The sequence below is a fragment of the Shewanella decolorationis S12 genome (assembly GCF_000485795.1).
Lineage (GTDB): Bacteria > Pseudomonadota > Gammaproteobacteria > Enterobacterales > Shewanellaceae > Shewanella > Shewanella decolorationis.
In genome coordinates, this window is sequence record NZ_AXZL01000063.1 from 1 (window position 1) to 26,168 (window position 26,168).

26 protein-coding genes are annotated in these 26,168 nt (G+C 48.1%); 8 read left to right on the forward strand and 18 right to left on the reverse strand.

Going from position 1 to position 26,168, the window contains the following annotated elements; translation table 11 throughout:
* Window positions 1-250 precede the first annotated feature (250 nt).
* The 12 genes from hemB to rraA form a co-directional block, all read right to left on the reverse strand.
* Window positions 251-1,261 carry a porphobilinogen synthase gene (hemB, locus tag SHD_RS09225; RefSeq protein WP_039978014.1) on the reverse strand — a complete coding sequence of 337 codons (1,011 nt, stop codon included), beginning with the start codon at window positions 1,259-1,261 and terminating at the stop codon, window positions 251-253.
* 9 nt (window positions 1,262-1,270) lie between these two features.
* A complete protein-coding gene (locus SHD_RS09230) occupies window positions 1,271-3,148 on the reverse strand; it encodes a sensor domain-containing diguanylate cyclase (RefSeq protein ID WP_023266859.1) in 1,878 nt (625 codons plus the stop codon).
* Window positions 3,141-3,944: a TatD family hydrolase gene (locus SHD_RS09235; protein WP_023266860.1), complete on the reverse strand. Its 804-nt coding sequence runs from the start codon at window positions 3,942-3,944 to the stop codon at window positions 3,141-3,143. The genes SHD_RS09230 and SHD_RS09235 overlap by 8 nt, the downstream gene beginning before the upstream one ends.
* Window positions 3,944-4,474, reverse strand: coding sequence for a hypothetical protein (locus SHD_RS09240; RefSeq protein WP_023266861.1), 531 nt, complete (start codon window positions 4,472-4,474; stop codon window positions 3,944-3,946). The genes SHD_RS09235 and SHD_RS09240 overlap by 1 nt, the downstream gene beginning before the upstream one ends.
* 44 nt (window positions 4,475-4,518) lie before the next feature.
* A complete protein-coding gene (gene tatC, locus SHD_RS09245) occupies window positions 4,519-5,268 on the reverse strand; it encodes a twin-arginine translocase subunit TatC (protein WP_023266862.1) in 750 nt (249 codons plus the stop codon).
* Window positions 5,269-5,271: 3 nt separating this feature from the next.
* A complete protein-coding gene (tatB, locus tag SHD_RS09250) occupies window positions 5,272-5,715 on the reverse strand; it encodes a Sec-independent protein translocase protein TatB (protein ID WP_023266863.1) in 444 nt (147 codons plus the stop codon).
* A 6-nt stretch (window positions 5,716-5,721) separates the two neighbouring features.
* Window positions 5,722-5,970, reverse strand: coding sequence for a Sec-independent protein translocase subunit TatA (gene tatA / locus SHD_RS09255; RefSeq protein WP_023266864.1), 249 nt, complete (start codon window positions 5,968-5,970; stop codon window positions 5,722-5,724).
* Between the two features lie 59 nt (window positions 5,971-6,029).
* Window positions 6,030-7,679 (reverse strand): ubiquinone biosynthesis regulatory protein kinase UbiB, encoded by a 1,650-nt coding sequence (ubiB, locus tag SHD_RS09260; protein WP_023266865.1) that lies wholly within the window; start codon window positions 7,677-7,679, stop codon window positions 6,030-6,032.
* On the reverse strand, window positions 7,676-8,296 hold the full coding sequence (locus tag SHD_RS09265; protein WP_023266866.1) for a ubiquinone biosynthesis accessory factor UbiJ: 621 nt from the start codon (window positions 8,294-8,296) through the stop codon (window positions 7,676-7,678). The genes ubiB and SHD_RS09265 overlap by 4 nt, the downstream gene beginning before the upstream one ends.
* Entirely contained in the window at window positions 8,296-9,051 is a 756-nt protein-coding gene (ubiE, locus tag SHD_RS09270; protein WP_023266867.1) for a bifunctional demethylmenaquinone methyltransferase/2-methoxy-6-polyprenyl-1,4-benzoquinol methylase UbiE, read from the reverse strand. Before ubiE ends, SHD_RS09265 begins: the two co-directional genes overlap by 1 nt.
* Window positions 9,052-9,293: 242 nt before the next feature.
* Complete coding sequence (locus tag SHD_RS09275; protein ID WP_023266868.1) at window positions 9,294-10,346, reverse strand: formimidoylglutamase; 1,053 nt, start codon at window positions 10,344-10,346, stop codon at window positions 9,294-9,296.
* Window positions 10,347-10,476: 130 nt separating this feature from the next.
* On the reverse strand, window positions 10,477-10,962 hold the full coding sequence (gene rraA / locus SHD_RS09280) for a ribonuclease E activity regulator RraA (RefSeq protein WP_011624278.1): 486 nt from the start codon (window positions 10,960-10,962) through the stop codon (window positions 10,477-10,479).
* Between the two features lie 323 nt (window positions 10,963-11,285).
* Between rraA and SHD_RS09285 the strand changes: the two genes are divergently transcribed.
* The 4 genes from SHD_RS09285 to SHD_RS09300 all read left to right on the forward strand — a co-directional run bounded on the left by SHD_RS09285 (window position 11,286) and on the right by SHD_RS09300 (window position 15,194).
* Complete coding sequence (locus SHD_RS09285; protein ID WP_023266869.1) at window positions 11,286-11,534, forward strand: YgjV family protein; 249 nt, start codon at window positions 11,286-11,288, stop codon at window positions 11,532-11,534.
* A gap of 357 nt (window positions 11,535-11,891) precedes the next feature.
* Window positions 11,892-12,404: a phosphatase PAP2 family protein gene (locus SHD_RS09290; RefSeq protein ID WP_023266870.1), complete on the forward strand. Its 513-nt coding sequence runs from the start codon at window positions 11,892-11,894 to the stop codon at window positions 12,402-12,404.
* A 73-nt stretch (window positions 12,405-12,477) separates the two neighbouring features.
* Window positions 12,478-13,518 (forward strand): MJ1255/VC2487 family glycosyltransferase, encoded by a 1,041-nt coding sequence (locus SHD_RS09295; RefSeq protein WP_039978017.1) that lies wholly within the window; start codon window positions 12,478-12,480, stop codon window positions 13,516-13,518.
* Between the two features lie 140 nt (window positions 13,519-13,658).
* Window positions 13,659-15,194: an alpha/beta hydrolase gene (locus tag SHD_RS09300; protein WP_023266872.1), complete on the forward strand. Its 1,536-nt coding sequence runs from the start codon at window positions 13,659-13,661 to the stop codon at window positions 15,192-15,194.
* 55 nt (window positions 15,195-15,249) lie between these two features.
* On the opposite strand, the gene SHD_RS09305 is transcribed toward SHD_RS09300, so the two are convergent.
* From SHD_RS09305 to SHD_RS09325, 5 genes are all read right to left on the reverse strand, one after another.
* Window positions 15,250-15,687: an energy transducer TonB gene (locus tag SHD_RS09305; RefSeq protein ID WP_023266873.1), complete on the reverse strand. Its 438-nt coding sequence runs from the start codon at window positions 15,685-15,687 to the stop codon at window positions 15,250-15,252.
* A 94-nt stretch (window positions 15,688-15,781) separates the two neighbouring features.
* Window positions 15,782-16,393 carry a DedA family protein gene (locus SHD_RS09310; protein WP_023266874.1) on the reverse strand — a complete coding sequence of 204 codons (612 nt, stop codon included), beginning with the start codon at window positions 16,391-16,393 and terminating at the stop codon, window positions 15,782-15,784.
* Window positions 16,394-16,557: 164 nt separating this feature from the next.
* Window positions 16,558-17,478, reverse strand: a complete 921-nt coding sequence (locus SHD_RS09315; RefSeq protein WP_039978019.1) for a manganese-dependent inorganic pyrophosphatase — start codon at window positions 17,476-17,478, stop codon at window positions 16,558-16,560.
* A gap of 130 nt (window positions 17,479-17,608) precedes the next feature.
* Window positions 17,609-18,070: a YhcH/YjgK/YiaL family protein gene (locus SHD_RS09320; protein ID WP_011624946.1), complete on the reverse strand. Its 462-nt coding sequence runs from the start codon at window positions 18,068-18,070 to the stop codon at window positions 17,609-17,611.
* A 127-nt stretch (window positions 18,071-18,197) separates the two neighbouring features.
* The gene (locus tag SHD_RS09325; protein WP_039978021.1) at window positions 18,198-20,591 is read right to left on the reverse strand and encodes a TonB-dependent receptor plug domain-containing protein; all 2,394 of its coding nucleotides are present in this window, start codon (window positions 20,589-20,591) and stop codon (window positions 18,198-18,200) included.
* Between the two features lie 307 nt (window positions 20,592-20,898).
* Here SHD_RS09325 and SHD_RS09330 point away from each other — a divergent pair, with 307 nt between their 5' ends.
* The 4 genes from SHD_RS09330 to SHD_RS09345 all read left to right on the forward strand — a co-directional run bounded on the left by SHD_RS09330 (window position 20,899) and on the right by SHD_RS09345 (window position 24,152).
* Complete coding sequence (locus SHD_RS09330) at window positions 20,899-21,954, forward strand: hypothetical protein (RefSeq protein WP_023266877.1); 1,056 nt, start codon at window positions 20,899-20,901, stop codon at window positions 21,952-21,954.
* Window positions 21,955-22,093: 139 nt separating this feature from the next.
* Entirely contained in the window at window positions 22,094-22,669 is a 576-nt protein-coding gene (locus tag SHD_RS09335; protein WP_023266878.1) for an LON peptidase substrate-binding domain-containing protein, read from the forward strand.
* A gap of 52 nt (window positions 22,670-22,721) precedes the next feature.
* Entirely contained in the window at window positions 22,722-23,639 is a 918-nt protein-coding gene (locus SHD_RS09340) for a pseudouridine synthase (RefSeq protein WP_023266879.1), read from the forward strand.
* A 147-nt stretch (window positions 23,640-23,786) separates the two neighbouring features.
* Window positions 23,787-24,152: a hypothetical protein gene (locus tag SHD_RS09345; RefSeq protein ID WP_023266880.1), complete on the forward strand. Its 366-nt coding sequence runs from the start codon at window positions 23,787-23,789 to the stop codon at window positions 24,150-24,152.
* 1 nt (window position 24,153) lies between these two features.
* Here SHD_RS09345 and SHD_RS09350 read toward each other — a convergent pair whose 3' ends face one another.
* On the reverse strand, window positions 24,154-26,001 hold the full coding sequence (locus SHD_RS09350) for an alkaline phosphatase D family protein (protein WP_023266881.1): 1,848 nt from the start codon (window positions 25,999-26,001) through the stop codon (window positions 24,154-24,156).
* Window positions 26,002-26,168: the final 167 nt, after the last annotated feature.

Below are 26,168 nucleotides of genomic sequence, written 5' to 3' on the forward strand. Positions count from 1 at the left end.
CCCCATGTGAGAGTAGGTCATCGCCAAGCGCCTAATTAAACAATGAAGCCAGCTGAATAAGCTGGCTTTTTTGCTTTTGGCGTTTGCCATTTCAACGTTCTATTCCTTCCTTTTATTCGCCTCTGCGAAGACTATGTTCAACTATATTTATTAACTGTGCATCGATTTGATCCAGCAAGTGCTTTGTTCGGACCAATAAAAAGGCAGCGTATCGCTGCCCTTTATACTTAGAATTGGTTTCTAAGCCCGATTATTTAGCTTCTTTTAGCCACTGTGCTGCACGTTTGGCAAAGTAGGTAAGGATGCCATCGGCGCCAGCGCGTTTGAAGCATAGCAGCGATTCCATGACGATGGCCTTTTCCGCTAACCAACCATTTTGAATGGCCGCCATATGCATGGCATATTCACCACTCACTTGGTAAGCGAAAGTGGGTACGGCTAATTCGGTTTTTACGCGGTGAACGATATCTAGGTAAGGCATACCGGGTTTCACCATTACCATATCTGCGCCTTCTTGGATATCTAGCGCAACTTCATGCAGAGCTTCATCGCTATTGGCCGGATCCATTTGATAGCTATGCTTATTGCCACCTTTTAGGTTGCCTGCTGAGCCGACGGCATCGCGGAATGGGCCGTAGTAGCTTGAGGAGTATTTGGCTGAATAGGCCATGATTTGAGTGTTTACATGGCCTGCGGCTTCCAGCGCTTGGCGAATCGCACCAATACGACCATCCATCATGTCCGATGGGGCAACAATATCTGCGCCCGCTTCGGCGTGGGATAGGGCTTGTTTCACTAAGATCTCTGTGGTGATGTCATTCAGGATGTAGCCTGTTTCATCGATAATGCCGTCTTGGCCGTGGGTGGTGAAAGGATCTAAGGCTACGTCAGTCATGATACCCAGCTGTGGGAAGGCCTTTTTCAGTTCACGTACGGCGCGTTGCACTAAAGCTTCGGCATTGTAGGCTTCTTCTGCCATCAGCGATTTCTTCTCTGCTGGCGTAACAGGGAACAGGGCAATTAACGGAATCCCGAGTTCGACTAGCTCTTCGGCTTCTTTTAACAGTAAGTCGATAGAGTAGCGCTCAACCCCTGGCATAGAGGCAACTTTTTCACTGCGATTGGTGCCTTCAAGCACAAACATGGGATAGATCAAATCATTGACTGTTAGATGGTTTTCAGCCATCAGACGACGGCTAAAGTCATGTTTACGCATGCGGCGCATTCTGCGCTGAGGGAAGGCACTGGTAATGATGTTCACATTAGACTCCTAAGTAGGTTCTGTTTGTGCTGGCGCATACAATTTGACTTGATTGCGTCCGCTATTTTTTGCCTGATAGAGCGCCTTGTCGGCTTGCTCTAATAATTCGGTACTGTGTTGGTCGTTACTGATCACGTCGGCACTGACACCGATACTCACGGTCAAGGGAATGGGCTTTCCTTCCCATTCTAGGCCGATGCTAGTCACTGCATCTCTTATGCTTTCAGCGACTTGAATGGCGCCGTCCGCAGTCGTATTGGGGAGAATAATAGCAAATTCTTCACCACCAAAACGTGATACTAGATCGGTTGGTCGTTTTAAATGTTGCTGCAAGGTTGTCGCTATCACTTTTAAGGCCTGATCCCCAGCTAGGTGGCCGAATTGATCGTTAATCGATTTAAAGCGGTCGATATCAAGCATCAGTAAGGCGATGGGGGTCTCTTGGCGACGGCTGATTCTACTTTCGGCTAGCAGTCGTTTATCGAAGGCGCTGCGGTTTTTCACTCCGGTTAAGCTATCGATAGTGCTCTGTTCGGTAAGTTTTTGGTTAACTTCATGCAATTCGCGCAGGGTGATCTCAAGTTCTAATGTGCGCTCCTGCACCATCTGTTCGAGTCTTTCATTGGTTTCCGCTTCCACTTTTAAGGCTTCCTCACGGGCACTACGGATCTTTTGCGCTTGCTTGAGGGCCTCTTGTTGAATGCGGAGCTTAGATTTACGCTCATCGTTATAGCGGATGGCGAGTACCAGCGACATAAAGATGATTTCGAAGGTGAGCCCAAGCATCACCGGCGTTTGCGGCTTGATATTGAACTCGATAACACTCAAATAGAGGAGGCTGCTGATGCAGGCGCCGGTAAGCATACTCACCCAGCCTATGGTATAGAGCTTTGCCAGCTTTTGACCGTTAAACGCTTGGACAACCGCAAGTACCATCAAAATAATACTGAGTATCGCTACAGAAATAATCTCGATATAAAGTGCTGTACCATAGCGGATAAAAGGCACGAATAAGCCGACCAAAAGTATGTAAACAGCACTATAACGACATATCAATAACATACGACGGTTATAGTATTTCAGTTGCAGGATTTTCTCGGTGAACATTAAGGCAAAGGCCATCACCAGAGGTAACAGCACGGGAACCATCAGTTGCTGTAATGCAGGCCAATTTGGCCAGAGAAAACGGAATGCATAGCCATTGATCGTGGCCACTAATAGCGTCATGCACAGGACATAACCTGAGTAATAGCTATAGCTGAATGAACCTGAGGCCAAGGCGATAAATAGACTGAAAATCCCTATCGCGGCGAGCACGCCGAGCTGAAAGCCATGTTCAACGGCAGTCGATTCGGCAATTTGAGCTAAATCATTAGCGGACCATAGATTGAGGGGGATGGCGGCATTACCTTCAGTCTCTATATGCAGATAAAAGGTATGCTGCTCATTGGCATTTATTTTAAAAGGGTATAGAAAAATATTACTCAGTAGTGGACGTTGCTTGTACGGGAACGTATCTCCCATAAATGTGGTGTTATTGAGTTGATTATCCACAACATGATAAAGAGTGATTTTATCGAGCAAGGGATTATCGAGGGCGAGAATGCGCGCAAGACTCTCATCTCTACTCGTCAGATTTACGCGAAGCCAAAAATCATGTTGGCTAAGGCGTTGAATATCACCACTGGTAAACTTGTGCCATTGAGTCTTGGGTATGGCTTGAATATCGTCTAGCTGACTATTGGGATTGGAGTGCGTCACCATCAACCACGGGGTTAGGTTAAGTGGTGTAGGCGTGTGCTCATCAATGCTCATCGTATTGGCAAAGCTGCCAAATGATATGAGCATTCCGAGTAACAATACCAATAAACTGACGAGCTTAGCCATTCGCTTGACTCAAATTAAAAAAGGCTAGGCTATTTTGATAGCACTGTTTGGCAAATTCAGCCGCATTTTCACCCCGCAAATTAGCAATATATTGCGCAATATAGGGCAAGTACTCGGGTTTATTTTTACTGGACTTAGGTTTGGGCCTCATACTGCGTGGCAGCAGGTAAGGGCTGTCCGTCTCAATCAATAAACGCTCTTTGGGAATAAATGGAACGAGCTCGGCAAGTTCCTGGCCGCGTCTTTCATCACATACCCATCCTGTAATGCCTAAATGTAGATCGAGCTCGATATAGGCTTCCATCTGAGCACGTGTGCCAGTAAAGCAGTGCAATAATGCGCCGCTGAGATGGGGGCGGTATTCTTTAACAATACTCAAAAAATCAACGTGGGCATCTCGCTCATGCATGAGTACCGGTTTTTTGAGTTCAATTGCGAGCTCGAGTTGGTCGATAAACGCTTGGCGCTGGGCCGGGCGAGGGGAGAAGTCCCGATTGTAGTCTAGTCCACATTCGCCCACAGCAACCACTTGTGGCGCTTGGCAAAGCTTGGTTTGTATCTGTTTGGAGTCTGCTTGCCATTCACTAGCATGGTGGGGATGTACGCCTGCGGTGCAATAAAGCTGGTTAGGATACTGTTGGCATAATTGAATGGCGGCAGCGCTTTCAGTTAAATCACTGCCAATAACAATTAACGGCGAAACCCCTTGGTCCGCCGCTGCTTGTACGATTTGCGCTATGTCTGGTTCGAGTGCGCTGCCAAGCAAGTTGACAGCGATATCTATATAAGATGACATTATTTTAGGCGCTTTACCCTCACCTTAGCATTACGACTTTCAGTGCCCATTAAGAAAGAGCCAAGCGCGGCTTTTTCGATAAATACCTTTTCACCGACTTTTAAGTTGAATTTACGACCTTCGGTTTGTTTCCAAACTTGGCCATTGGTAAAGGTAATCTTTAACGCGCCGTAGGCATCTTCTGCTATTGACTCCACATTGAGATAAATTTTGTCGGTTGTATTCTCTTGGACGCGTTTAACTTCCATACCGAAGTTATCTTCGACATTGGTCGCGGCAGTTGCAACAGGAGCTGCCGTCGCCACAGCTGCAGGGGGCGCTGCGGGTGTGACAATGGGGGCAACAGCTATCGGTGCCGTGTTGTTATTGGTCACTGTGGTGGCTTGAATGCTCGCTGCGAGGTTGTCATAACAAACCAAGCGCTCGAGCTTGTCCGTTATCCCTGCACATTGAGTTAATTGCTGCTCAATCGCGGCATTAGCCTGTGCAGATACTAGCAGCACTGCACCAGTCAGTAGAGTAAAACGCATCCCAGTTTCCTTATTATTATTTTCCTCTAATGCCGATTAAGGCATTAGTCGTTCGTTGATTCTTCTTCGTCGGACTCGTCATCAGGTTTACTGTAAAAACGAGCCGCAAATAATCCGCCTTCGAACAATAACAGCATTGGTACGGCAAGCATAGTCTGGGAGATAACATCCGGTGGTGTTAACAGCATACCGACCACGAATGCGCCGACAATAATATAAGGGCGTTTTTGCTTAAGATCTTCTGGAGTAGTTACGCCCGCCCAGCACAGCAGGACAACGGCAATAGGGATCTCAAAGGATAAGCCGAATGCAAAAAATAATTTCAGTACAAAATCAAGGTAACTGCTGATATCGGTTGCTACCTGCACGCCCTCGGGAGCTGTGTTGGCAAAGAAGCCAAACACCACTGGGAATACAATGTAATACGCAAAGGCAATCCCTAAATAAAACAATACAGTGCTGCTAAAAAGCAGCGGCATAACTAAGCGTTTTTCATGCTTATACAAACCAGGTGCAACAAAAGACCAAATTTGATAGAGCACATAGGGAACTGCCACAAAAAATGACAGGACTAACGTCAGTTTGAAAGGGGCGAAGAAAGGCGCGGCGACATCGGTCGCAATCATGCTGCCACCTAAGGGCAAAGACTGCATTAAAGGGATTGCCATGTAGTGGTAAATATCATTTGCCCAATACACGCTACAAATGAACACAATTAACACACTGGCAATGGATTTAAGCAGCTTGGACCTGAGTTCAAGCAAATGGCTGATAAGTGGCTGCTGTTGCGACATGAATTATCCGTTAGCTTTCGGGTTGGAACGGGTATCCTCGCCCTGATGAGATTCGCTAGTAGGGGCGGAGGAAGCCGTAGGACTTGCCTCTGTAGAAACAGTTTGGCTCGCAGGATTGAGTATCTGGTTGTCCTGTGTGGGAATATCTTGCACTTGGTAAGGACGATTCACAGACTGCGCAGCTTGCTTCAACTGCTCGATCGACTCTTGCAGTTCGGGTGAGAGGTTCGATAGACCTTTACTCTCTGCTTTTTTGAGGTCGGCGTGCAACTGCTCGATCTTTAGCTCTTGCTCAAGTTCTTCTTTGACTGAGTTGGCCATGCGCTTCATCGCGCGGATCCAACTGGTTACTGAACGTACTGCAACCGGTAGACGTTCGGGGCCAAGTACCACAAGCCCCAAAACACCGATCAGCAGCAGCTCCATAAAGCCGATACCGTCAAACATAAAGAGTTACGCCTGTTCTTTGTTAGACTCAGGTTTCTTTTCAGTCGCCTGTTGAGTTGGTTGCGCATTTTGCACTGATTTTGCTGCTTCAGCATCTTCTAACGCTTTTTTATCTTCGTCTGAAGACATAGCGTTTTTAAAGCCCTTAACAGCACCACCTAAATCACCACCCAAAGAGCGTAATTTCTTAGTTCCAAACAATAAGACAACGATTAACGCGATGATAAGAAGTTGCCAAATACTAATGCCACCCATGAAGGTATCCTCTTAATTGAAAACGGTTCTATTATGAACCTCTGATTAATTAGTGCTAGCTAAAATTTACGATTCTTTGGCCTAGATCGCCATCCGATAATCCACAATACTGCACCTGATATCAGGCACAAATAAGGACTCAACAGTGTAGCGTCTTGATTGAACAATAACGTGCCGCAGATCAATAAAATTGCAGAAGTGATGAGTAAGTAATTACTCTTATGTGCTTGCTGCTGATATTTCAGATACTTATCTAGCATTTGTTGCTGAGAACTCAGCAATTTCCTGCCTAATTTAAGGTTGTCGTAGATTAGCTCAGGGAATTCTGGAAGCTTATCAGACCAATATGGCAGTTTTGTGGATACCTTTTTAAACATGGCTTTAGGACCCACTTGCTCGGCCATCCATTGCTCTAAAAAGGGTTTCGCCGTTTGCCAGAGATCCAGTTGCGGGTAAAGCTGACGTCCTAAGCCTTCGATATAGAGCAATGTCTTCTCGAGCAGCACGAGCTGAGGCTGCACAACGATATCGAAATGGCGTGCGGTGCGGAACAGTTCTAATAACACATGGCCGAAGGAGATTTCATCCAAGGGCTTGTTAAACATGGGTTCGCAAACGACCTTGATGGCTTGTTCAAAAGCTTGTAGATCGGTTTTTTCCGATACCCAACCCGACTCGATATACAGCTGCGCGATACGGTGGTAATCACGGTTGAAAAACGCGAGGAAGTTTTCCGCTAAATAGCGCTTATCGACTTCGCTGAGTGTGCCCATAATGCCGCAATCTAGGCCGATATAATAAGGATTCTCAGGATGGTCGCGGGAGATAAAAATATTCCCTGGATGCATATCGGCATGGAAAAAGTTATCGCGGAACACTTGGGTGAAAAACAGCTCTACGCCACGCTCGGCCAAGAGTTTAAAGTTAGTTCCCTGTGCCTTCAGCGCAGCGATATCCGAAACCGGAATACCGTAAATGCGCTCCATCACCATTAAACGTGGATAGCAAAACTCTTCGTAAACATACGGAATATAGAGCGCGTCTGAGTCGAGGAAGTTATTGCGCAGCTTAATGGCATTGAGGGCCTCAAGCTTAAGATTGAGCTCACCTAAAATTGTCACGCGGTAATCTTCAATCACCTCTGATGGGCGCAGACGATTCCCTTCACCGAGGAGATAATCGATGACCTTAGCCGTTTGCGACATCAACAATAGATCGGCTTGAATTTTAGCTTCCACATTCGGGCGCAGCACTTTTAAGACCACGGCCTTACCGTTGGATTTGAGCGTGGCGGTATGCACTTGTGAAATCGAGGCTGAGGCTAAAGGTGTTTCGTCAAAGTCGTCGAAGTAGCTCTCGATGGGGGCTTTAAGTTCGGCTTCAATCGCTTGACGCGCCAAGGCACTATCGAAGGGCGGAACTTTATCCTGCAACATGGCCAGCTCAGTCGCCCATTCATCGCTGAGTAAGTCACGGCGGGTTGATAGCATTTGCCCGAGCTTAATATAAACGGGGCCAAGCTCTTGCATCGCTAGCTTTAAACGCTCACCGCCAGATTTACCTTTGTGCTTGTTGCGGATCCAAAACAGGCTATTGCGGGCGAGTTTAAAGTACCAAGGGGTCATCTTTGGCGGTAATACCTCATCTAACCCATATTGCAGTAGGGTTTTAATGACATGATAACCGCGGCGGATACTGGCAAGGGTCATGGCTTAATTTGATCTCTTAATTTGGCAATCCGTTGTTCGAGCGCACGAGTGTCGTCAACTAAGTCATCCATTTGATCGCGAAAATGAATGAGTTCAATCCGGTGTGGCGCAAGGCGATATTCTTCGATAGCGAGTTGCCCCAAATGCGAGCGGGTCTTACGCATCACTTCAAGTGCTAAGGTTTTGGCCTGCAGTCCGGTGCTCAGCAGCTTATGGGTTGGCCCATCACCTAAGTAACGCGACAGTGGCTCGGCAAAATCAAACTCTATGCTACGCAGATAATGGCTGAAGCTTTGTAATAGATTGAGGTCACCTTCGAGGCTGAGCTTATCCTGTTTGATAAGTTCGGTGAGATTTGCACCTTCAGTTACGCGATAGAGCGTTGTAGCATCGGCGTGTAGACTGACATCCACATCGCCTTCATAGCGACTCAGCACTTGGATTTCTTTGGCGAAGACCAAGTAAATTGGCCAACTGAGTTGTGATAATTGAATGCGAAAGACTTTGCCATGTAACTGACGCTGGCGTGCATAGGCGTCGCCAGCTTGGGTCTGAAGTTGCTTCAGACCCGTCTCAATGGCGGCGCAGGCAAGTAACACCACTTCTTGCGGCATCATTAGAATTTATAACCGCGGTGCAGGGCAACAATACCGTCGGTCATGTTGGTGTAATCGACCTGTTCAAAGCCTGCATCGACCATCATTTGCTTGAGGGTCTCTTGGTCTGGGTGCATGCGAATCGACTCGGCTAGATACTCATAGCTGTCGGCGTCTTTCGTAATGATTTCACCCATTTTCGGCAGCACTTTAAAGCTGTATAAGTCATAGACTTTGCGCATCAGCTCGTGTTGCGGCTTAGAAAACTCCAACACTAATAACTTACCGCCTGGCTTAAGCACGCGATTCATTGAACGCAGCGCCGCGTCTTTATCGGTCACGTTACGCAGACCAAAGGCGATAGTGATGATATCGAAGTGGTTATCGGGGAAGGGCAGTGCTTCGGCGTTGGCTTGCACATAGCTCACATTGCCAACGATGCCGCGGTCACGCAGTTTAGTGCGGCCCACTTTCAGCATAGAATCGTTGATATCCGCTAATACCACTTCGCCTTTATCACCCACCAGATGGGAGAACTTAGCGGTTAAATCGCCAGTACCACCTGCAAGATCAAGCACTTTCATGCCAGGGCCAGCACCAGAGACTTCAATGGTGTAACGCTTCCAAAAACGGTGAATACCGAAGGACATAACGTCATTCATGATATCGTATTTAGCGGCAACCGAATGAAACACGCCAGCTACGAGATCGGCCTTTTTATCCGCCTCTACGGTTTTATAACCAAAGTGGGTACTTTTAGATTCACCCTCAGACATCAATGTATTCCTATTGTTTTGCAAAGTATTAGTGGCGAGTGTAAGCCATCGCCTGCATTTGCTGAATCTTTGATCTATCACTCTGTGATCGAGCTAGTAAACTCTCCTTAAGGCGTTAACTTAAAGAGTTTGGCTTTTACCAGTGTTTAGTGTGTCGACCCGATAAAATGGATTGGCATTAGACCACAATATCAGGATTTGGTGAATAGCTTAGCGCCCACAAAGGGCGCAAGCTTAACAGGCTATTGGGCCAAAAAATGACGCCTTGCCTGTACATAGGCATAGATTAACTCGCTGATACTATGGCCGACATCTCTAAACCCGGCTTCAATACCCGCCTCATGGCAACTCGGCGCGGCTTCGGCCAAGTGCAAATAAGCACAGGGACAATGGCTGGCGATGTAACTGATATAGTGTGCGGCATCCAGCAGCGGAATGCCCGCTGCCGTTGAGGCGCTGCTGGGCATTTTTGCAATAGCATCGACATCGAGCTCTAATCCAACGGGCAGGGCGGTGTGATTGAGTTTGCCGGCAATCTCCTGTAGCGCCTCAGCGAGGCTCACTTCGCGACGAACCCAAATCTGTTGCAGGCTATGCCAAGTGCCACCAAAGTCAGATAGCTGTTGTAAATTAGCCTCGCTGTTTTTGAGCTCGTGTAAGCCGAGCACATGGTAATAACCCAGCGCGCCGCGATCGGCGGCATAACTAAAGCCGTTCCCGCTGTGGCGCCCTTCGAGTAGGCGAAAATCACTGTGCGGATCTAAATTCACCGCGGCAACTTGGCGTTGATAATGGGCCGAAGTCGCCATTAACAGACCATAGGCATTGTTGTGGCCACCGCCAATCAGTATGGGTTCAAGTCCTGCTGCTTGTATGGCGCTAACGATGCTAATGACCCGTTCATCGAGTTGTTCAACCGCTTGGCGAAGATGGGTTAGGCTCGCGCCTTCGCCGTCCTGCGCCTGTAATTGCAGATCTGCCGTATGAACTTGCCCTAAAATCAGGCATTCGGCGCCCGAAAGAAAACGATTCGACTGTAAATTCAACCATTGGCGCATGCTGGTGGTAAAGGCATCGGTGGCACCGCCTCGACCTAGGTTAGCTCGTGGGCCGATATCTTCCCCAACGCCTAGAATGGCAAATTGAGCCCCGTGGGCTTTGGCGGTGGCAAGTATCGCCTCGAGCGGATGTTCGTGATTGGCCAAATGTACGCATTGACCAATTTTGGTTTCACCCGCTCTCGGGCTCACTAGACTGGCCATATCGGCTTGAGTAAATGGAATAAATTCAGACATGGATTCGTATTCTTATCGATAGGGACTGGGATATTGTGGCGTACCCAAGGACGAATATTCAATGGGACTTAGCGAAAAACAGCCAATAAAAAAGCCAGCTTAGCTGGCTTTCTTGATAGGTAATTTGTCATTACTCAATGTCGAGTGGTTCTGGCGACAGGATAATACCGGTGTTATCGGCATAGATATGATCGCCTGGGAGGAAGGTCACGCCGCCAAAGTTGACCGGAATTTCCACTTCGCCCACTGAATTGCCATCGGCACCCACTGGAATTGAGGCAAGGGCTTGAATGCCGATGTCTAATTCTTCCAGAGCATCCACATCGCGTACTGAACCGTAAACGATAATGCCTTCCCAGTTGTTGTTGACTGCGATTTCAGCGATAGACGCATCGATCAGGGCGCGGCGTAATGAGCCACCACCGTCAACCAGTAAGACTTTACCTTGGCCATCTTCTTGTAAGACCTCGGTGATTAGGCCGTTGTCTTCAAAGCACTTAATTGTGCTGATAGAACCGCCAAAAGAGCTACAACCACCGTAGTTACTGAACATGGGCTCGACTACATCTACGACATCTAAGTACATGTCACATAGTTCTGAGGTGTTGTATTCCATATTTACACTCCTATTGATCCGCGTTGCGTACAGTTTAGCGAGTTTACGCCAGTATAAAAGGGATTACTGAAAAGAAAAGTGTTATCAATCACGGTATTGTTGCACTTGGAGGTTAACACTTCTGTTGTAAACTTTCGTCACTTAACAGGTGTTTGTCCTCAAAATTTGATATCGGTCATTAAATAACGGTTTTTTATTACAACTCTGTTGCGTGTTTTGGTATTATATCCCAAGTTTAAATTAACTTACTTAACTTAATTTGCTTTAGGGGCAAGGACCCCCCGGTACGCTTATGGACGGTAGAGGGCCTTCGAGAGGTGCCTATGGAAGCTGTAAACACAATTGAAATTATTGGTTATTTTGCCTCAGTGATGGTGGCAATTTCACTTATGATGAAGAACATCATCTGGTTAAGATGGTTAAACTTTGTCGGCTGTACCCTGTTTGTTATCTACGGCGTATTTATTTCAGCCTGGCCAGTTGCAGGTATGAACGCTTTCGTAGCCTGTATCAATATCTATCATCTGACGAAAATTTACCGCGCCAAAGCGTTGGAACAAGCCATCGCTTGAAGGTTTTCTGGCAGTGTTGTCCGTTTATAGCAACTGGGCAGCACTGTATCTCCCCGCACGTTTTCCCTAATCTTTGCTGTCATCACTTCATCCCTCGCGATTCATTTCCTCTGCGCTAGTGTCATAAAACTTTAGGCCGGATGTCACTTTGCCGTCATCGGCAGTTCTTAGTCTCAACTTAACACTGAGTACTTAAGCAATATCTGTTTAAGTCACCATAGGGTTTAGCGTGGGGTTCTATCGTGAAATAGTCGTCTGACAGTGAGTTTAAACATACAGACGCTAACGGCTGTCGAGAGAATGCACTCATTAACATCGCCATGATACTCGCTGGCATGCCAGCAAGGAGCCTGTTTTATGTTGAGTTACATTACAGACTTAGATAAGCGCATGTTTTATCGCATTGTAGGTTTGAGCCAACGTCACGGTGTTTATGACTGGGCGAAGCGGATATCGGCAACTGGAGATGGGCATGTGTATCTGTACCTTGCCGTCGGGTTGATGCTGACACACGCCCAAGGACAGAACCTATTCAATCTGCTGTTAGCGAGTTTTTTGATTGAATTGCCGCTGTACTTATTACTTAAAAATAGCATTCGCCGCACTCGGCCCTGCCACGCCTTGATTGGGTTTGAGAATGGATTCGAACCTTCAGACCGATTCAGTCTACCTTCTGGCCATACGGCGGCCGCCTTTGTCATGGCCACGAGTGTGGCGCAGGTGTATCCCGTGGTTGCGCCTTTTGCCTATGTCTGGGCGCTCTGTATTGGTGCTTCACGTATCGCACTTGGGGTGCATTACCCTTCAGATATTGTTGCCGGCGCCCTGTTAGGCACGGGTGCTGTACTGCTCGTGCATCCCGTGATTTAACCCAAATCAGGCGCTTATTTGTTGGATATCTCCTTGATTCACAAATATTTAATTCACAGTTAAAGGATAAGTAATGCGAATACTCTACGGAGTTCAAGGCACAGGGAATGGCCACCTAAGTCGTGCTCGAGTGATGGCAAAAGCCTTAATTGAGCACAATATTCAAGTCGACTTTTTGTTTTCGGGGCGTAAGCCTGAGCATTTTTTCGATATGGAGTGTTTTGGGGAGTATCGCGTACAGGCGGGAATGACCTTTGCAACCCACTCTGGGCGGGTGAATGTGCCGCAAACGGTAAGACAAAATTGCTCCTTATCGTTGCTTAAGGATATTCAAGCACTAGATTTGAGTTGCTACGACCTAGTACTGAATGATTTTGAACCCGTATCCGCATGGGCGGCGAGGCGTCAAGGCGTCCCCTCCATTGGGATAAGCCATCAAGCGGCCTTAACGCACCCTGTGCCTAAGTTGGGGAGCACTTGGTTTAATGAGTTACTACTCAACTACTTTGCGCCGGTGGATGTGGCACTGGGGTGTCATTGGCATCATTTTGGTTTTCCGATCTTACCTCCTTTTGTCGAAGTCGATGCCAGTCCCATTGAACATACCCATCAAATTTTGGTGTATTTACCCTTCGAAGAGGCGGATGCGATCGCCGCTTTTTTTAAGCCATTTACGGATTATCAATTCTTGGTGTACCACGCTAAGCAGCCGACTGCACCGCTTGCCGACCATATTCTATGGCATAGTTTTAACCGTGACGGATTTAAACAGCACTTAGCGACTTGCGGCGGTGTGATTGGTAATGCCGGATTTGAGCTGGCGAGCGAGGCACTGACCTTAGGGAAAAAGTTGTTGGTCAAGCCGCTGATTGGTCAATTTGAACAGTTGTCGAACGTGGCAGCGCTCCAATTATTGGGCGCGGGTGACAGTATGATGAGTCTGGATACGGGCGTGGTTAAACGTTGGCTCAAGGCGGCATCGCCAAATCCAATTGCCTATCCACAGGTGGGCGATGCCTTAGTGAAATGGATTTGCAGCGGTCAGTGGCAACATACTGCGCCATTGTGCGATGACCTTTGGAGTCAAGTGAAGCTGCCCGACACCTGGCGCTAACTCGAGCTAAGCTTGATGATAAAAGGCGTCGTCGGCTCTAGCTGGAAATTTGGGGTTAGCGTATAATTTGGCCAATTTTGCTGTTAGCCTCAGCAGCGTGTTTATATTGGCCTAGTCTGGCCACAATTTAGTTGTCATAAATGAGCCTTAAGAAGTTTACTCAGTACAAGTTACTGTTTTTAATGTTGTTGTCCCTCGGTATTTTACTTCCTTTTATTCCTGACCAAGCCTATCACATTCCCGGCCCTGATATTGCTACGCAAAATCTGCATGTGATTGAATTTAATGATCAAGGTCAGCCACACAACGATGGACAATGGCAAGGGCTCAAGGCGCGGATTTTACAACCCAATAATGGCACGGCTCCCGAGCTACTGATTTTTGTCCACGGCTGGCACCACAGTGCAAATCCGACGGACGAGAACTTTGTCGCGTTCGAGCAGTTTTATCAGCAGATGGCGGCATCCGACTCCCAGCGTAACCTACTGGGTTTATACATAGGCTGGCGAGGCGACAAGCTGGATCCCTTCTGGCTCGATGGCTCAGAAGATGCTACCAGTTGGATTGAACCGCTGGATTTTCCGACTATTTTACAGCGTAAAGCCGTGGCTAAACGTATAGGGCAAACTGGGCTATCGCAGTTGCTGGATAAACTGGATGTGCTAGTCGCTGAGCATCAATTACTGCGTTATACCGTGATTGGTCACAGCCTTGGCGGCTTAGTGGTGTTGCACGCCAGTAAAGACAGAATCAAGGCGGCCATCGATAATGAGCAGGATAATCCAAATCTTTTCTTACTGCTAAACCCCGCCGCACCAGCGCAGGATTTTAAGCCACTCGATACTCTGATGAGTCTAGATAGGCAAAAACCGAGTATGGTGGTGCTGCAATCTAAGGGCGATTTTGCGGTAAAAGAGGCCTTTAATTACATCAAGGACGGCGAACGGGCACTGGGGAACTCTTGGGCTATTACCCACGATATCGATAAATGTTCTGGCGGTAATTGTTCGACCCCGATGAAGATGCCTTCGGCATTAATGGCCCATGACGAAATTCCCGGTTGTATGATGACCTTGCCGCATTCGGGGTGGAAAATCCGTGCTCGCCTGCAGGCGCGGCGCAGTGTGCAAACCTGTCCCGACGCCAATATGCAGGCAGTATGGGTGCTGGCCGTGTCCGATGAAATTGTCTCTGGGCATAATGGTATTTTAACGCCTGCCCACGCCAAGGCGCTATCCGAGGTGATGGGCATGATTGATTTGTATCGAAATCAACTGCCTAAACATGCGGTTGAAAGCCCTGCGAATGAAGATTTAGCGACGTTGGTGCCTGACTCTGAGGCAACAAATACCAACGATACACAAACCAGTACCCCAGCCGAACCCGTGGTGTTAGTCGAGCCGCTACCTGAAGGCGAACAACCTAAGCTACAAGAGACTCAAGCGCCGAGTGAGGTGAGTCCTCCAGTTGCGCTACCACAAGCCGATAAACAAACACAGTCGCAATCGACGGAGGGTAAACCGAGTGAAGTTGGTGATAAGACCAAACAAGAGATAACTGAGTCCACGGACAAGCAATCAATAATCAATGCCGAACTTCAACCTCAGAAAAATACTGCTAACGAGATTCCGTCGAATGAACCAACTCAGCCTCAACCTAAGGTCAAGACTGAGTAAATCGGGAGATGTGATTGCCTGCTTACGCACCGAGAGCCATTAACGCTGGATGAATTTAGCTACAGGCGAGTTGTGCTTGTTGCTTGCATTGTTTTTCTGACTCAGCGGAAGAAATCTCTCCGAGGCAAAAGTCCAATCTGACAGTGCGTTTCTCGGCGGTTTTTGCTGTGGACGTGGGCGTCCATTTCCACTCTTTAAGTATTTGCCTTGAATATCTGCCAATCGCATTATTGGGGACAGAATTGATGACTTCGATATTTTCAGTGTCACCCTTCTCGGAAATGTCGAAAGACAACACTGTACAACCCGCTATGCGCGAACGCGCGAGTTCTATTGGGTATTGGGGTTGCTGTGTATTGTCGCGTTCCCAAACAAAATCGCTGCTTGGGCTAATATTGGTGACTTGTACATCGCCATAAATATGCTTAGTTAATGCTAAGCATGGGTGAGTAAGCAGTAAAAGGGCGAGTGCGCCCCAAGCTGAAGATTTCATCTACGCTCCTTGTTTATTCACTATCCGTTTGGTTTAGAAGGTAAACCTAGCAGCCTCACTTTATCTGAAAAAAACAGCGTCTGTCATATACTTTTTACTGATTTTTAACCTGCCATTTACGCCAGCTAAAATGAAGTAAAAGGACTAAAAGCAGACTAACGATCGCCCATGTCGGGTATTTATGTTGATGATAAAACGTGAGTATTGGGGCGATTTCATCGCGGATTAATACTGGGCCTAAGCCAAAAAGCGTTACCCAAATGCTGGTGGCGAGGAGGTTGCCCATCACGAATGTTTTAAAAGGCATCTTGGCTAGGCCGCAGCCAATAAACATAAACTGCTTAAGCCCTTCGACAAAGCGGCTGAGTACTAAAGCTGCAATGCCATACTGGCCAATCACACTGTGGATCTTGTCCTCAAGCTGCGGCTTTATCCAACCTTTTCGCAGTAATACCTCACCGAAGCGGCGACCGATAAAGTAGCCCAAACTGTTGCCACTCAGGGCGGCGGCGCAGGCAACGATGAGGACTAATGGCAGCGACATTTGCCCAGTCGCGGCCAATAAACTGGCAACAATCAGTAAGGATTGTCCCGGTGCAGGAATCCCAAATCCCTCAACGGCAATGGCCAAAAACAGCAGCAGATAACCGTATTGCTGCAACCAAGGTGTCATTTCGGTGATTAGGTGTTGTAAAGCTTCTGGCATGATGAAAACAGGGAACAAGAATGAATCATCCCATCTTACTCGGCACTGTTAAGTTTCGGATAGCTTTATGAGCAAAGTTTCATGCCGATTTTATGGTAGCAAAATTGAAGGAACAAAAAAGCCGAACTGAGTTCGGCTTTTTTGTATGACAACTTAATGGTTGCTTAAGCGAAAGCGGCCTGCAGTTGCGGCACAACTTGCTTCTTACGGCTTAATACGCCGTCTAACCACACTTTGCCATCGACAGGGGTTTTGCCGTAGGCACGGTTAACCAGATCGGCATCGTCAGAAACCACTAACAGCTCTGAGCCTTCTTTCATAATGTCGGTCAGCAGTAACAGTACGCTGTGACGGTTACCTTCAACCTTCAGGGCTTTGATATCGGCTTCAAGCTCGGCTTTGATGTCATCAAATACTGACAGATCAATTACTTCTAACTGGCCGATACCGACTAAGTTACCGTTCATGTTGAAGTCTTTAAAGTCGCGCATCACGAGGTCACGGGCTGGCGTGCCTTCAACAGCCGATTTTACCTTGAACATTTCCATGCCCAGGGCTTTAAAGTCTTCAACGCCAGCGATTTCAGCTAAGGCTTCAACACAGCGAATGTCCGCTGTGGTGCAGGTAGGGGATTTGAAGATCACTGTGTCGCTCAGGATGGCGCACATCATAATGCCAGCGATATTTTTAGGGATGGCAACTTGGTGGAAGTCGTACATCATCTTAATAACTGTGTTGCTGCAACCAACAGGGCGGATCCAGCACTCTAAAGGCGTATCAGTGGTTAGATCGCCTAATTTGTGGTGATCCACAATACCTACGATAGTCGCTTGAGCGATATCGTCCGGTGCTTGAGTCAGCTCTGAGTGGTCAACAATGTAGACCTGCTCGCCAGCATAGCTGGTTTTGTATTCTGGCGCTTCAAAGCCAAAACGCTCCAGAATGAAAGCGGTTTCGGGTGATAACTCACCTAAACGTGTGGCAACGGCTTCTTCACCGATTTGGTTTTTTAAATAAGCTAACGCGATAGCACCGCAGATTGAATCAGAATCGGGGATTTTGTGACCGACAACGTACATAGGCATTTCAGGGACTCTCCTTTAAATTTGTGGCAATTTTAACAATATTTCGCCCGATTCGGAAATAGCCAAAGCGCATATCACTGCGCCTTAAGCGGCTATTTCTGTCAAAACTTAGGCATTGTTGACTCAGATTTTAGATCTTCACTTTAATCACAACTTTACGCACCGCTGTCGGTGTATCACTCGTACCGGGCATATGCATATCGCCGGGGAAAAATAATGCAAACATACCCGCCTTTAGTTGAATGTAGGAGGCGTTGGCTTTATTCGACTCGTAATCGAACTCGGCGTAATCGTGCTTTTCGAAATAAGGTTTTGATGGGGTTTGGTCGGCCAATGGTAGATAGCCAAACTCTTCTTCGCCGCTGACCACATACTGCACATCGATGTATTTTTGATGCACTTCAAAGGGTTCGGTCGATTGTGGTTTGGTGTGGTAATCGTTGACTATCACGAAAATATCTTCGCCATCAAGGGGATAATTGCCAACGGGCAATTGGCTAAAGTCAGTGCTGGCAAGATGCGCTAATGCCGTGGCAATGCGTGGGCTGAGTGATTGATAAATATGGCGATTAGCTAAGGTATCGACAATCATGGGGTACTCGATATGGCGTAAGTAAATGAGTGAATTGTAAAGATTATAATCAGTTCACCGCCGTTAGAACATAAGCGATAGACATAAAAAAACAGGCCATAAATGGCCTGTTTTCATTGTTTGCGGCTTAGTAAGTGTACTTGGCCTCGAGGAAGTAGTATCCCCCATTAAATCCAAACGGTGTATTGGTTAATGGATAGACGAAAATACCATTGAAGTTATTGTCATCTGGGCGTTTTTCAGGATACACATCAAACAAGTTTTGCACGCCAGCGGTGAAGCTTAAGGCATCGGTTGCGGCGTAGCGGACGGATAAATCCATCACCCATTGGTCGCTGTAATTCACATCACCCGTTGAGTAACCCACAGTGTAATCGCCGAAGTAGCTGAGGCGAATATTAGTCTTAAAGTCACCTAATTCATGGGTCAGACCTAGGTTACCCGTATTGTGCGGCGTGGCCGAGGTCATGCGGGTTTGTTCGATATTATCGAAGAGTTTAGGGCCGAGTCCGTCCAAAATTTCAGGGAAATGAATATCTTGGATTTCAGTTTTGTTATAGGCGTACGCCAAGTTAGCGCGTAAATCGCCCCAGTTGCCGAGATCAAAATCTTGGCTCACCACTAGATCGACGCCGCGAGTACGGGTATCAACGGCGTTAATAAAGAAGCGCGCCGATTCAGCATTGGTATTGGCCAGCGCCGCCGCAACAGCTGGCGAGTCGTTTGGCGTCACTGAGCTTGAGAGGATAATCCTGTCATCGATTGAAATCTGATAGGCATCCAAGGTCAGGGCTAGACCCGTATCATTGGTGTAGACCAAGCCTAAGCTGAAGGATTGCGACAGCTCTGGGTCGAGCTCGTTAATGCCTAGCGCCTTGGTCACTGGCGATAACGTGTTGAAAGTGCCTGATTCTGTTGGCACTAACTGGCCGGTAGTCGGATCAGGATTAAACAGGGTCGAGATATTGCTGAAGTACAACTGTTGTACGCTCGGCGCTCTAAAGCCTGTGTTCACTGTGCCGCGCAGGGCTAAATGGTCGGTGAAGTCGTAACGGCCCGCGAGCTTCCAGCTGGTGTTGCCGCCAAAGTCTGAATAGTTTTCGTAACGCAGCGCTGCCGCCCAATAAAACTCTGCGGTTAATTGGTTTTCAAGCTCGACATAAACACCGGTATTGTCGCGAGTTTCATCGACTTCTGACTCAGGCGTAAAGCCAGTGAAGCCTTGGCTGCCCGCTGCACGGTTATCATAACCGCCATTGATATAAGAACCCGGTTCGCCCGCCTCAATCTGATAACCGTTTTGGCGCCAAGAGACGCCCGTCGCCACTAAAATCTCAGAGTCATTGGCAAAGTTATAGTAGCGCGAGGCATCGATGTTTAGGTTTGCTTCGCTGGTGGACAGTGTGCCGGCATCGAATTCGGTCGGGCTATCTGGGCCGAGTGATGCATTTAGGGTGTTGACAATGTTGTATTCGAACGAGTTTCCGCCATAGCCCGCTGAGGTATCGATATTCCATTCACCGAGGGTGAACTCATAGCCCAGCACTAATGATGAATCGATGATCTTAGGATTGATCTGCGGTAAAAAGCCGTCGGGATACAGTTCGAGCAAGTTACGGGCATCGAGCGCACGGCGATAAAATGCACCGGATTTGGTTTCACGCTGGCTAATGCCACCAAAGGCATAGAGTTTGCTGTCGTTTGAGAAAGGCTGCGCCGCGTTGATAAATAAGCCTAAGTTATCGTATTCGGCGTCGCCCACTTGGTGACTCTTGCGGTTGAAAGTTGCTTCGCGCGGATCAGCCGAACCGTCTGGCAGCTTAGGATATTGTTGACGTGGATCTAAGCCTGCGCGATTGGTGCTGTCTTTATGGTGGGCTTCGACGCCAATATTCACAAAACCGTCGTTGTTTAAGCTGATCCCGTGGTTCACTCCTACGCGCCATTGTTCACCGTCTCCCAGATAGGTTTGGCCCGCTTGAGCCGAGACACTACCGCCTTGGTCGTTGTCTTTTAAGACTACGTTGATAACGCCAGCAATCGCATCTGAGCCGTATTGTGCCGAGGCGCCGTCACGCAGGATTTCGATGCGTTTAATTGATGTCATCGGAATAGCGTTCAAATCGACGTTAGATGAGCCCTTGCCGACAGTGCCGCTTAAATGCACCAGCGCCGAACCATGGCGGCGTTTACCGTTTACCAGTACTAGCGTGTGATCAGGCGACAGGCCGCGTAAGCTGGCAGGGCGCACCGCGTCTGAGCCATCGGTGACGGATGAGAAGGGGAAACTGTAACTTGGCGCGGCAAATTGCAGTGCCTTAGCGGTTTCGGTCATACCGGTTGATTCGAGTTGCTCCGCGGTAATGATATCGACGGGGGCAACGCTGTCGGTTGCGGTGCGTAGGGCGATCCGCGAGCCGACGACTTCAATTTTCTCAAAGCTGCTGGCCTGTTCTTCTGCGTGTACGACAGGAAAAACCAAAGTTGAAGATACTGCTAATGCGATAACGGCTGGACGCATAAAACCTCTCAATGTGGAGTAACCTTTAGGCTGGAACGAAAACATTGAACCAACGAAAGTAACAATTCGATAGGGCGAAGGTTATCACTGTAACAATTGTTACATCTAGACAGAAAAGAACTAACTCAGAGCTTACTGTTCTAGATAATTCTTGAAAGCCAGTCGAATATGTCGCCATAGGAGAAGTGATGGGCTAAGTGAATAAAATCATCTAGATCCATTAGGTGGGTTGAAGGTTTATCGCGCTTGGCGGCTGTGTTTTAATGGCACGAAACCTCAGGTTTGAGGCACTTTAAGGAGTTAAGTTTTGCCCGCATTACGCTTTCTTGCAGGTCCTACGGCCTTTAACATTATTAGGGAACAAGGTCTGCATCCCGATGCTTTTACACAACTATTGGCTGCATCCGGTGGACCCAAATGGTTAGGGATTGCGGGTCTTGATAAGTATCTCTTCACGGAATTTTTTAAGCAGCGTAAGACACCGCTTTATACCTTAGGGGCGTCGTCGGGAGCGTGGCGTTTAGCCTGTTTGGCGCAGCAGGATCCACTACAAGCCTACGGACGTTTAGAGGATTACTATATTGGCCAGCGGTATGAAACCATACCGACACCGCAGGAAGTAAGCGAGCAGGTAAAAGGTATTGTCCAAGGCATTCTCGGCGAGACGGGTGGGCGTGAGATAGTCAATCATCCCTTCATTCACAGTCACTTAATTGCCTGCCGGGCTAAACATATCAATCGCCTTAGCCATAAATTGCCCTTGGCAGCAGGGCTGGCGATAACGGCCGCGACCAACCTTATTAGCCGCAAAACCTTGGGTTGGCATTTCGAGCGGGTGGTTTTTAGTCAGCAAGTGGCAGCATCACCCTTTAGACAACTTGCGGATTTACCCAGCCAACAGGCGCAGCTCACCGAAAACAATATGAATTCTGTGATGTTAGCGACGGGATCGATTCCCCTGGTGCTTGCTCCTGTGTCTCAAATTGAGGGTGTTGCCTCAGGGCAATACTATGATGGTGGCATCACCGACTATCACTTCGATTTGCCTTTATCCCATGCCACAGGTTTAACCTTGTATCCGCATTTTTATCCCCATATGAGTCCCGGATGGTTTGATAAATCCTTAACCTGGCGCCGTGCACGCACCAATTACGATAACGCTTTGGTATTGGCGCCTTCGGCGGAGTTTGTGGCTTCGTTACCTTTTAGTAAGGTGCCCGACCGTGAAGACTTTAAGCAATTGGATACGGCGCAGCGGATGCAGTATTGGCGCCGCTCTGTTGCCTTAAGCGAACGCCTAGCCGATGAATTTGCCGAGGTATATGAAAAGGGAAATATTGCCGAACACTTAGCACCGCTGTAAGGAAAGAGCGGCAAGCAAGCCTAAATTCTTTTTTGCTGTCAGCGACTTTAGGAAGGAAATTATTTCTCCTGCTACACTCTAAATTAATAAGGAGTGGCTAATTTTTGTTCGCTCCGATGTCAGTGGGCAGGAGGTTGCTATGCAAACACGAGAAATGGCGTTAATTATGCGCGATGCCTTGTTGCTGCCACAGGGAAGGATTGAAGTCCGCGTGGTCGAGCCGGGTCAATTACGTATGGTCGCGGATGTCTTGAAAGGCAAATATCATTTAGCCTTTGCGGCGATGAAACCCAGTGGTACTCCTCCCTGTTATCCCACAGCCACTCAGTGCGACATCATCGATTTCAACCAACTGGAAGATGAGTCCCTCAGCATAGTGTTAGAGGGGCGACAAAGAGTTAGCATTCTCTCGGCGGCAGAAGCAAAAGATAAGCTGTGGATGTCCCGCACTTTGCCCTGTCAAAATTGGCAAGAAGAGCCGATTGAAGGGGAGTTCGAGCTGATCAGTGCCGCGCTGGAGCAATTCTATGAGGTGAACCCTGACTTGCTGGAGCTGTATTCCCAAGTGCATTTAGAGGATGCGGCTTGGGTGAGTCAGCGTTGGTTAGAAGTGCTGCCCATGTATAACCGCGATAAGCTGGTGCTAGTAAATCAACCCGACTGCCATAAAACTATGGATTTTGTCCTGCAACTCATCAAGTCCCATGTGGACTGAAAAACCACACCGAGGCTAAAATAGCGGCTCATTGTAGCCGCTAGTTGTTTCTATGACTCAAACCGCCCGTGCCGCCCAACCTTCCTTTGTGGTTCTTCCTTTAGAAGTGGTTGATAAACCAACGGTATTTTCTTTTTTGATCGACCATTATGCCCATATTGGCGAAGCGGTTTGGCGCCAGCGGATCCTCGACGGTAAAGTACATTGGCAAGATGGCAGCTTAATTGGGTTGGAGACTGCCTATCGCCCGACGGCGAGGGCCTATTACTACCGTGAAGTCTCCGTCGAGGCACAAGTTCCCTTCGAATCGCCGATTTTGTTTCAAGATGACAATCTTATCTTGGCCTACAAACCGCATTTTTTACCCGTCACCCCCAGCGGCGATTATGTCAATGAGTGCCTAGTACACAGATTACGCTTAAGCACTGGGATAGACACTATCGCTCCTGCACACAGGTTAGACCGTGAAACCGCAGGCGTAATCCTGATGACGACTCGCCCCGAGACGCGGCATATTTATCATCAGCTATTTATCGATGATGCGATCCGTAAAGATTATCAAGCGATTGCCAAACTCACCCCAGAGATAATGGCGCAATATGCCAGTGGCGAATTAACCCTGCCATTGCATTGGACGGTGAAAAATCGGATGCAACGCAGTGAACCTAGTTTCACCATGAAAATAGTCGAAGGAGAGGCAAATACCCACTCTGAAATCAGCTTAGTGGCGATTCATGGGGAGTTTGGTTTATTCGAGTTAAGCCCTATTACGGGCAAGACACACCAGCTACGGGTCCATATGCAAAGCCTGGGTATGCCACTGTTAAATGACCGCTTTTATCCGACCTTATACCCTAAAGGACCGGATGATTTTAGCAAGCCGCTACAACTCTTGGCGCAGCGATTACGTTTTGTCGATCCAATCAGTGGTCGCTCGCACGATATTGAATGTGATGGATTAACGTTTTAGTCAGCGGAAAGCATTATTGCCACAGTGTAAAAAGTGGGGTACTGCAAGATGATTGTGTGAGCTTCTCTGCAATGGTAAGAATACAGACTCTGTTATGCTCATGAGTTGTAAGGAGTCTGACGCTGATTGTTTGAGGAACTCAATAGAATGACCAAATCTGCAATCGTTTCAATTTTACTCTGTGCCGCGGTGTTGCTGGGCGCCATGTATTTTGGCAGCTGGACTAAGCATCCCTATGTACAAGAGCTGACGACGGAAATCCGTAAAGCCAGCGCGGTGATCGAGCCGAAGAAACCGAGTGCCGAGGCGATGCAGGATGCTGACAATCAAACTGATGTGTCGTTACAGCTCAAGGGCGTTTGGGATCAGATGCGTGATGATGCAACGCCGCAAAAACGCCTTGAGTCCCAGCTATTTAAACAGAGCTTGCCTAACCAAGAAGCCACCGCTAAACCTGTGGATTCTGGAGCGGGAGCAACCAGTTCTGAAGCGGCAAAACACAACCCTGTTTAAGCTATTCCTGTCTCGGTGGTTCGAACCGAGTCTCGGTCATATCCCCATGTAAAACCGCAATTTTTGTTGGTTCACCATCTTCAGCTAACGCCAAAATTCCTATCCCACTGCGGTTGACTAAACGCTTGCTGCGCTCGCCATTAGGGCGCCGACCACGCAGCGACATTCGCTTACGCTTAGTGAAGAGGTTTAACGGCGAGAAGTGGCCGTAAAGCCAGCCGTTGAGCTTATCGAAAAACGGCAGTAGTTTCTCGGGGAACTGGTTTTTAATCCCGCTACAGGTAATTTGGTAAATATTAGGGCTGCTACGGCGGAAGCGAATGCTGATGTCATAGGCGAAGGAGTAGTGCACATCCCCCGAGAGGATCACAAATTGCTCCGGAGTCTTGCGGTGCATAAAAATACTCAGCAGGGTATTGGCGGCGCCTGGATGCGCCATCCAGTTTTCGGCATCAACTAGCAGTGAAGCGCCTATAAATGTCGCCATACGTTGTACGGCTTCAATCACCTTGACCCCAAACATCGGCGCGGGTGAAACAATAATCACCTTAGATTGGCCGAGTAGCGCCTGTTGTAAGTCCATTAAGGCTTCCCAATCCATTAGGCCTGAGGGTTTGGCGAGATTAGATTCACTGCGCCAGCGGCGGGTGCGGGTATCTAACACAACCAGCTTAGGCGAAGTGTCTAAGGTGTAATGCCATTGCTCGAATTTGAGTAATAGATCGATTAAGTCATCTTGGGTTTCTGGCGCTGGGCGGGCGAAAAAACCATCTAACAACGGTCGAACCTCGGCATCAAACTGGCTCGGTGCGTTGCCTAAACCTTGGAATAAGGTATAGGCAATCAAGGCATTACCAATAATGCGTTTTGAAAAGGCATGGCCGTAGGCAGCCTGTTCCCACTTAGCGGTGAGGTTCCAATCGTCGGTGATGTCATGGTCATCGAACATCATATACACGGGAATATGCGCCATCAGGCGCCTAACCTGTTTGAGCCCCGCCTTAAAGGCCAATAGATTTTGCCATTCGCGTTGCCAACGTAGCTGATTCGCCGCCGAGAGTCCCTCAACTTCCTTGGGTAAGTCGATAAGCTCCCATAATTCGGGTGACCAAGTCAGCAGATACAGGGCAATCATCTCATTGAGACTGACCAAATGGTTTTCGGCAATCGATGAGGTAAAAATCGGATGATTGATATACCAGCGCCAGAGCGCGGTTTTGGCGGGATATTCGGTGCGTGGCAGCAGATTCTTATGGCGTAAATATAAATGCTCGGGCCGATAACTTATGGCTTCGCTTCCCGCAATATTGGCGCCGTGGAAGGCTTCATGGTGCAAACCTAGTTTTTCGATCACTTGACCTATGGCGGATAGCATGGGGCCTGCCACATCATCCACATAGACCTGATCGCCGCTGAGCATCAATAGCGCAGGGCGTTCGTTATTGCCTTTATCGATAAGCTGGGCGAGTTTGGTGTCGGCGGCGACTAAAGCATCCTCACTGTGGTGATGAGGATTGCGGCATGAGCCGTGCCATACCTGTGTCAGTGTTTGGCTAAAGTAAAGATGGGGCGAGTCGGCATCGCCATAACCCAACGCTTTGACGTTATTAAATAGGTCATCAATCCCCTTGGCCGATACGCGATATTGGATAACCGTTTGGGGCGTAAGCAGTTCAGGGCGCGACAGGTGAAGTAAATACTGAAAGGCATGCTGACCGAGTGGCACGCTGTGCACTTCTTCCTCTGTTAACGGGTAACTTTGTTTCTCTAAGGTAAGCTGTAATTCGCTTAACGGCTCACGGCTCACAAACCAGAGGGTAAAGTGTGAGGTGTCGCAGTGGCGCAGCATGGGGCCTGCAAGAATAAGGGGAAGTGCTTGAGTCAAATTCAGCCTTTTGGTCGTTAATTGGGTTAAGTGGTACAAATTCGATGCGGTTAAGCACTGGTAAATAAGAGTAAACAAGTGCGTTGAATATGAAAAGCTTTTAGAATTATGAGCCAAATGAATGGCTAAGG

Coding starts and splice junctions, on each gene's coding strand:
- SHD_RS09230 (WP_023266859.1), bottom strand. CDS start 3,148: ATGGCTAAGCTCGTCAGTTTATTGGTATTGTTACTCGGAATGCTCATA.
- SHD_RS09325 (WP_039978021.1), bottom strand. CDS start 20,591: ATGCGTCCAGCCGTTATCGCATTAGCAGTATCTTCAACTTTGGTTTTT.
- SHD_RS09310 (WP_023266874.1), bottom strand. CDS start 16,393: ATGCCAGAAGCTTTACAACACCTAATCACCGAAATGACACCTTGGTTG.
- SHD_RS09345 (WP_023266880.1), top strand. CDS start 23,787: ATGACCAAATCTGCAATCGTTTCAATTTTACTCTGTGCCGCGGTGTTG.
- SHD_RS09235 (WP_023266860.1), bottom strand. CDS start 3,944: ATGTCATCTTATATAGATATCGCTGTCAACTTGCTTGGCAGCGCACTC.
- tatA (WP_023266864.1), bottom strand. CDS start 5,970: ATGGGTGGCATTAGTATTTGGCAACTTCTTATCATCGCGTTAATCGTT.
- SHD_RS09275 (WP_023266868.1), bottom strand. CDS start 10,346: ATGTCTGAATTTATTCCATTTACTCAAGCCGATATGGCCAGTCTAGTG.
- SHD_RS09340 (WP_023266879.1), top strand. CDS start 22,722: ATGACTCAAACCGCCCGTGCCGCCCAACCTTCCTTTGTGGTTCTTCCT.
- ubiE (WP_023266867.1), bottom strand. CDS start 9,051: ATGTCTGAGGGTGAATCTAAAAGTACCCACTTTGGTTATAAAACCGTA.
- SHD_RS09305 (WP_023266873.1), bottom strand. CDS start 15,687: ATGAAATCTTCAGCTTGGGGCGCACTCGCCCTTTTACTGCTTACTCAC.
- SHD_RS09295 (WP_039978017.1), top strand. CDS start 12,478: ATGCGAATACTCTACGGAGTTCAAGGCACAGGGAATGGCCACCTAAGT.
- SHD_RS09335 (WP_023266878.1), top strand. CDS start 22,094: ATGCAAACACGAGAAATGGCGTTAATTATGCGCGATGCCTTGTTGCTG.
- SHD_RS09285 (WP_023266869.1), top strand. CDS start 11,286: ATGGAAGCTGTAAACACAATTGAAATTATTGGTTATTTTGCCTCAGTG.
- SHD_RS09315 (WP_039978019.1), bottom strand. CDS start 17,478: ATGCCTATGTACGTTGTCGGTCACAAAATCCCCGATTCTGATTCAATC.
- rraA (WP_011624278.1), bottom strand. CDS start 10,962: ATGGAATACAACACCTCAGAACTATGTGACATGTACTTAGATGTCGTA.
- tatB (WP_023266863.1), bottom strand. CDS start 5,715: ATGTTTGACGGTATCGGCTTTATGGAGCTGCTGCTGATCGGTGTTTTG.
- SHD_RS09265 (WP_023266866.1), bottom strand. CDS start 8,296: ATGATGCCGCAAGAAGTGGTGTTACTTGCCTGCGCCGCCATTGAGACG.
- SHD_RS09300 (WP_023266872.1), top strand. CDS start 13,659: ATGAGCCTTAAGAAGTTTACTCAGTACAAGTTACTGTTTTTAATGTTG.
- ubiB (WP_023266865.1), bottom strand. CDS start 7,679: ATGACCCTTGCCAGTATCCGCCGCGGTTATCATGTCATTAAAACCCTA.
- tatC (WP_023266862.1), bottom strand. CDS start 5,268: ATGTCGCAACAGCAGCCACTTATCAGCCATTTGCTTGAACTCAGGTCC.
- SHD_RS09290 (WP_023266870.1), top strand. CDS start 11,892: ATGTTGAGTTACATTACAGACTTAGATAAGCGCATGTTTTATCGCATT.
- SHD_RS09240 (WP_023266861.1), bottom strand. CDS start 4,474: ATGCGTTTTACTCTACTGACTGGTGCAGTGCTGCTAGTATCTGCACAG.
- SHD_RS09320 (WP_011624946.1), bottom strand. CDS start 18,070: ATGATTGTCGATACCTTAGCTAATCGCCATATTTATCAATCACTCAGC.
- SHD_RS09350 (WP_023266881.1), bottom strand. CDS start 26,001: ATGCTGCGCCACTGCGACACCTCACACTTTACCCTCTGGTTTGTGAGC.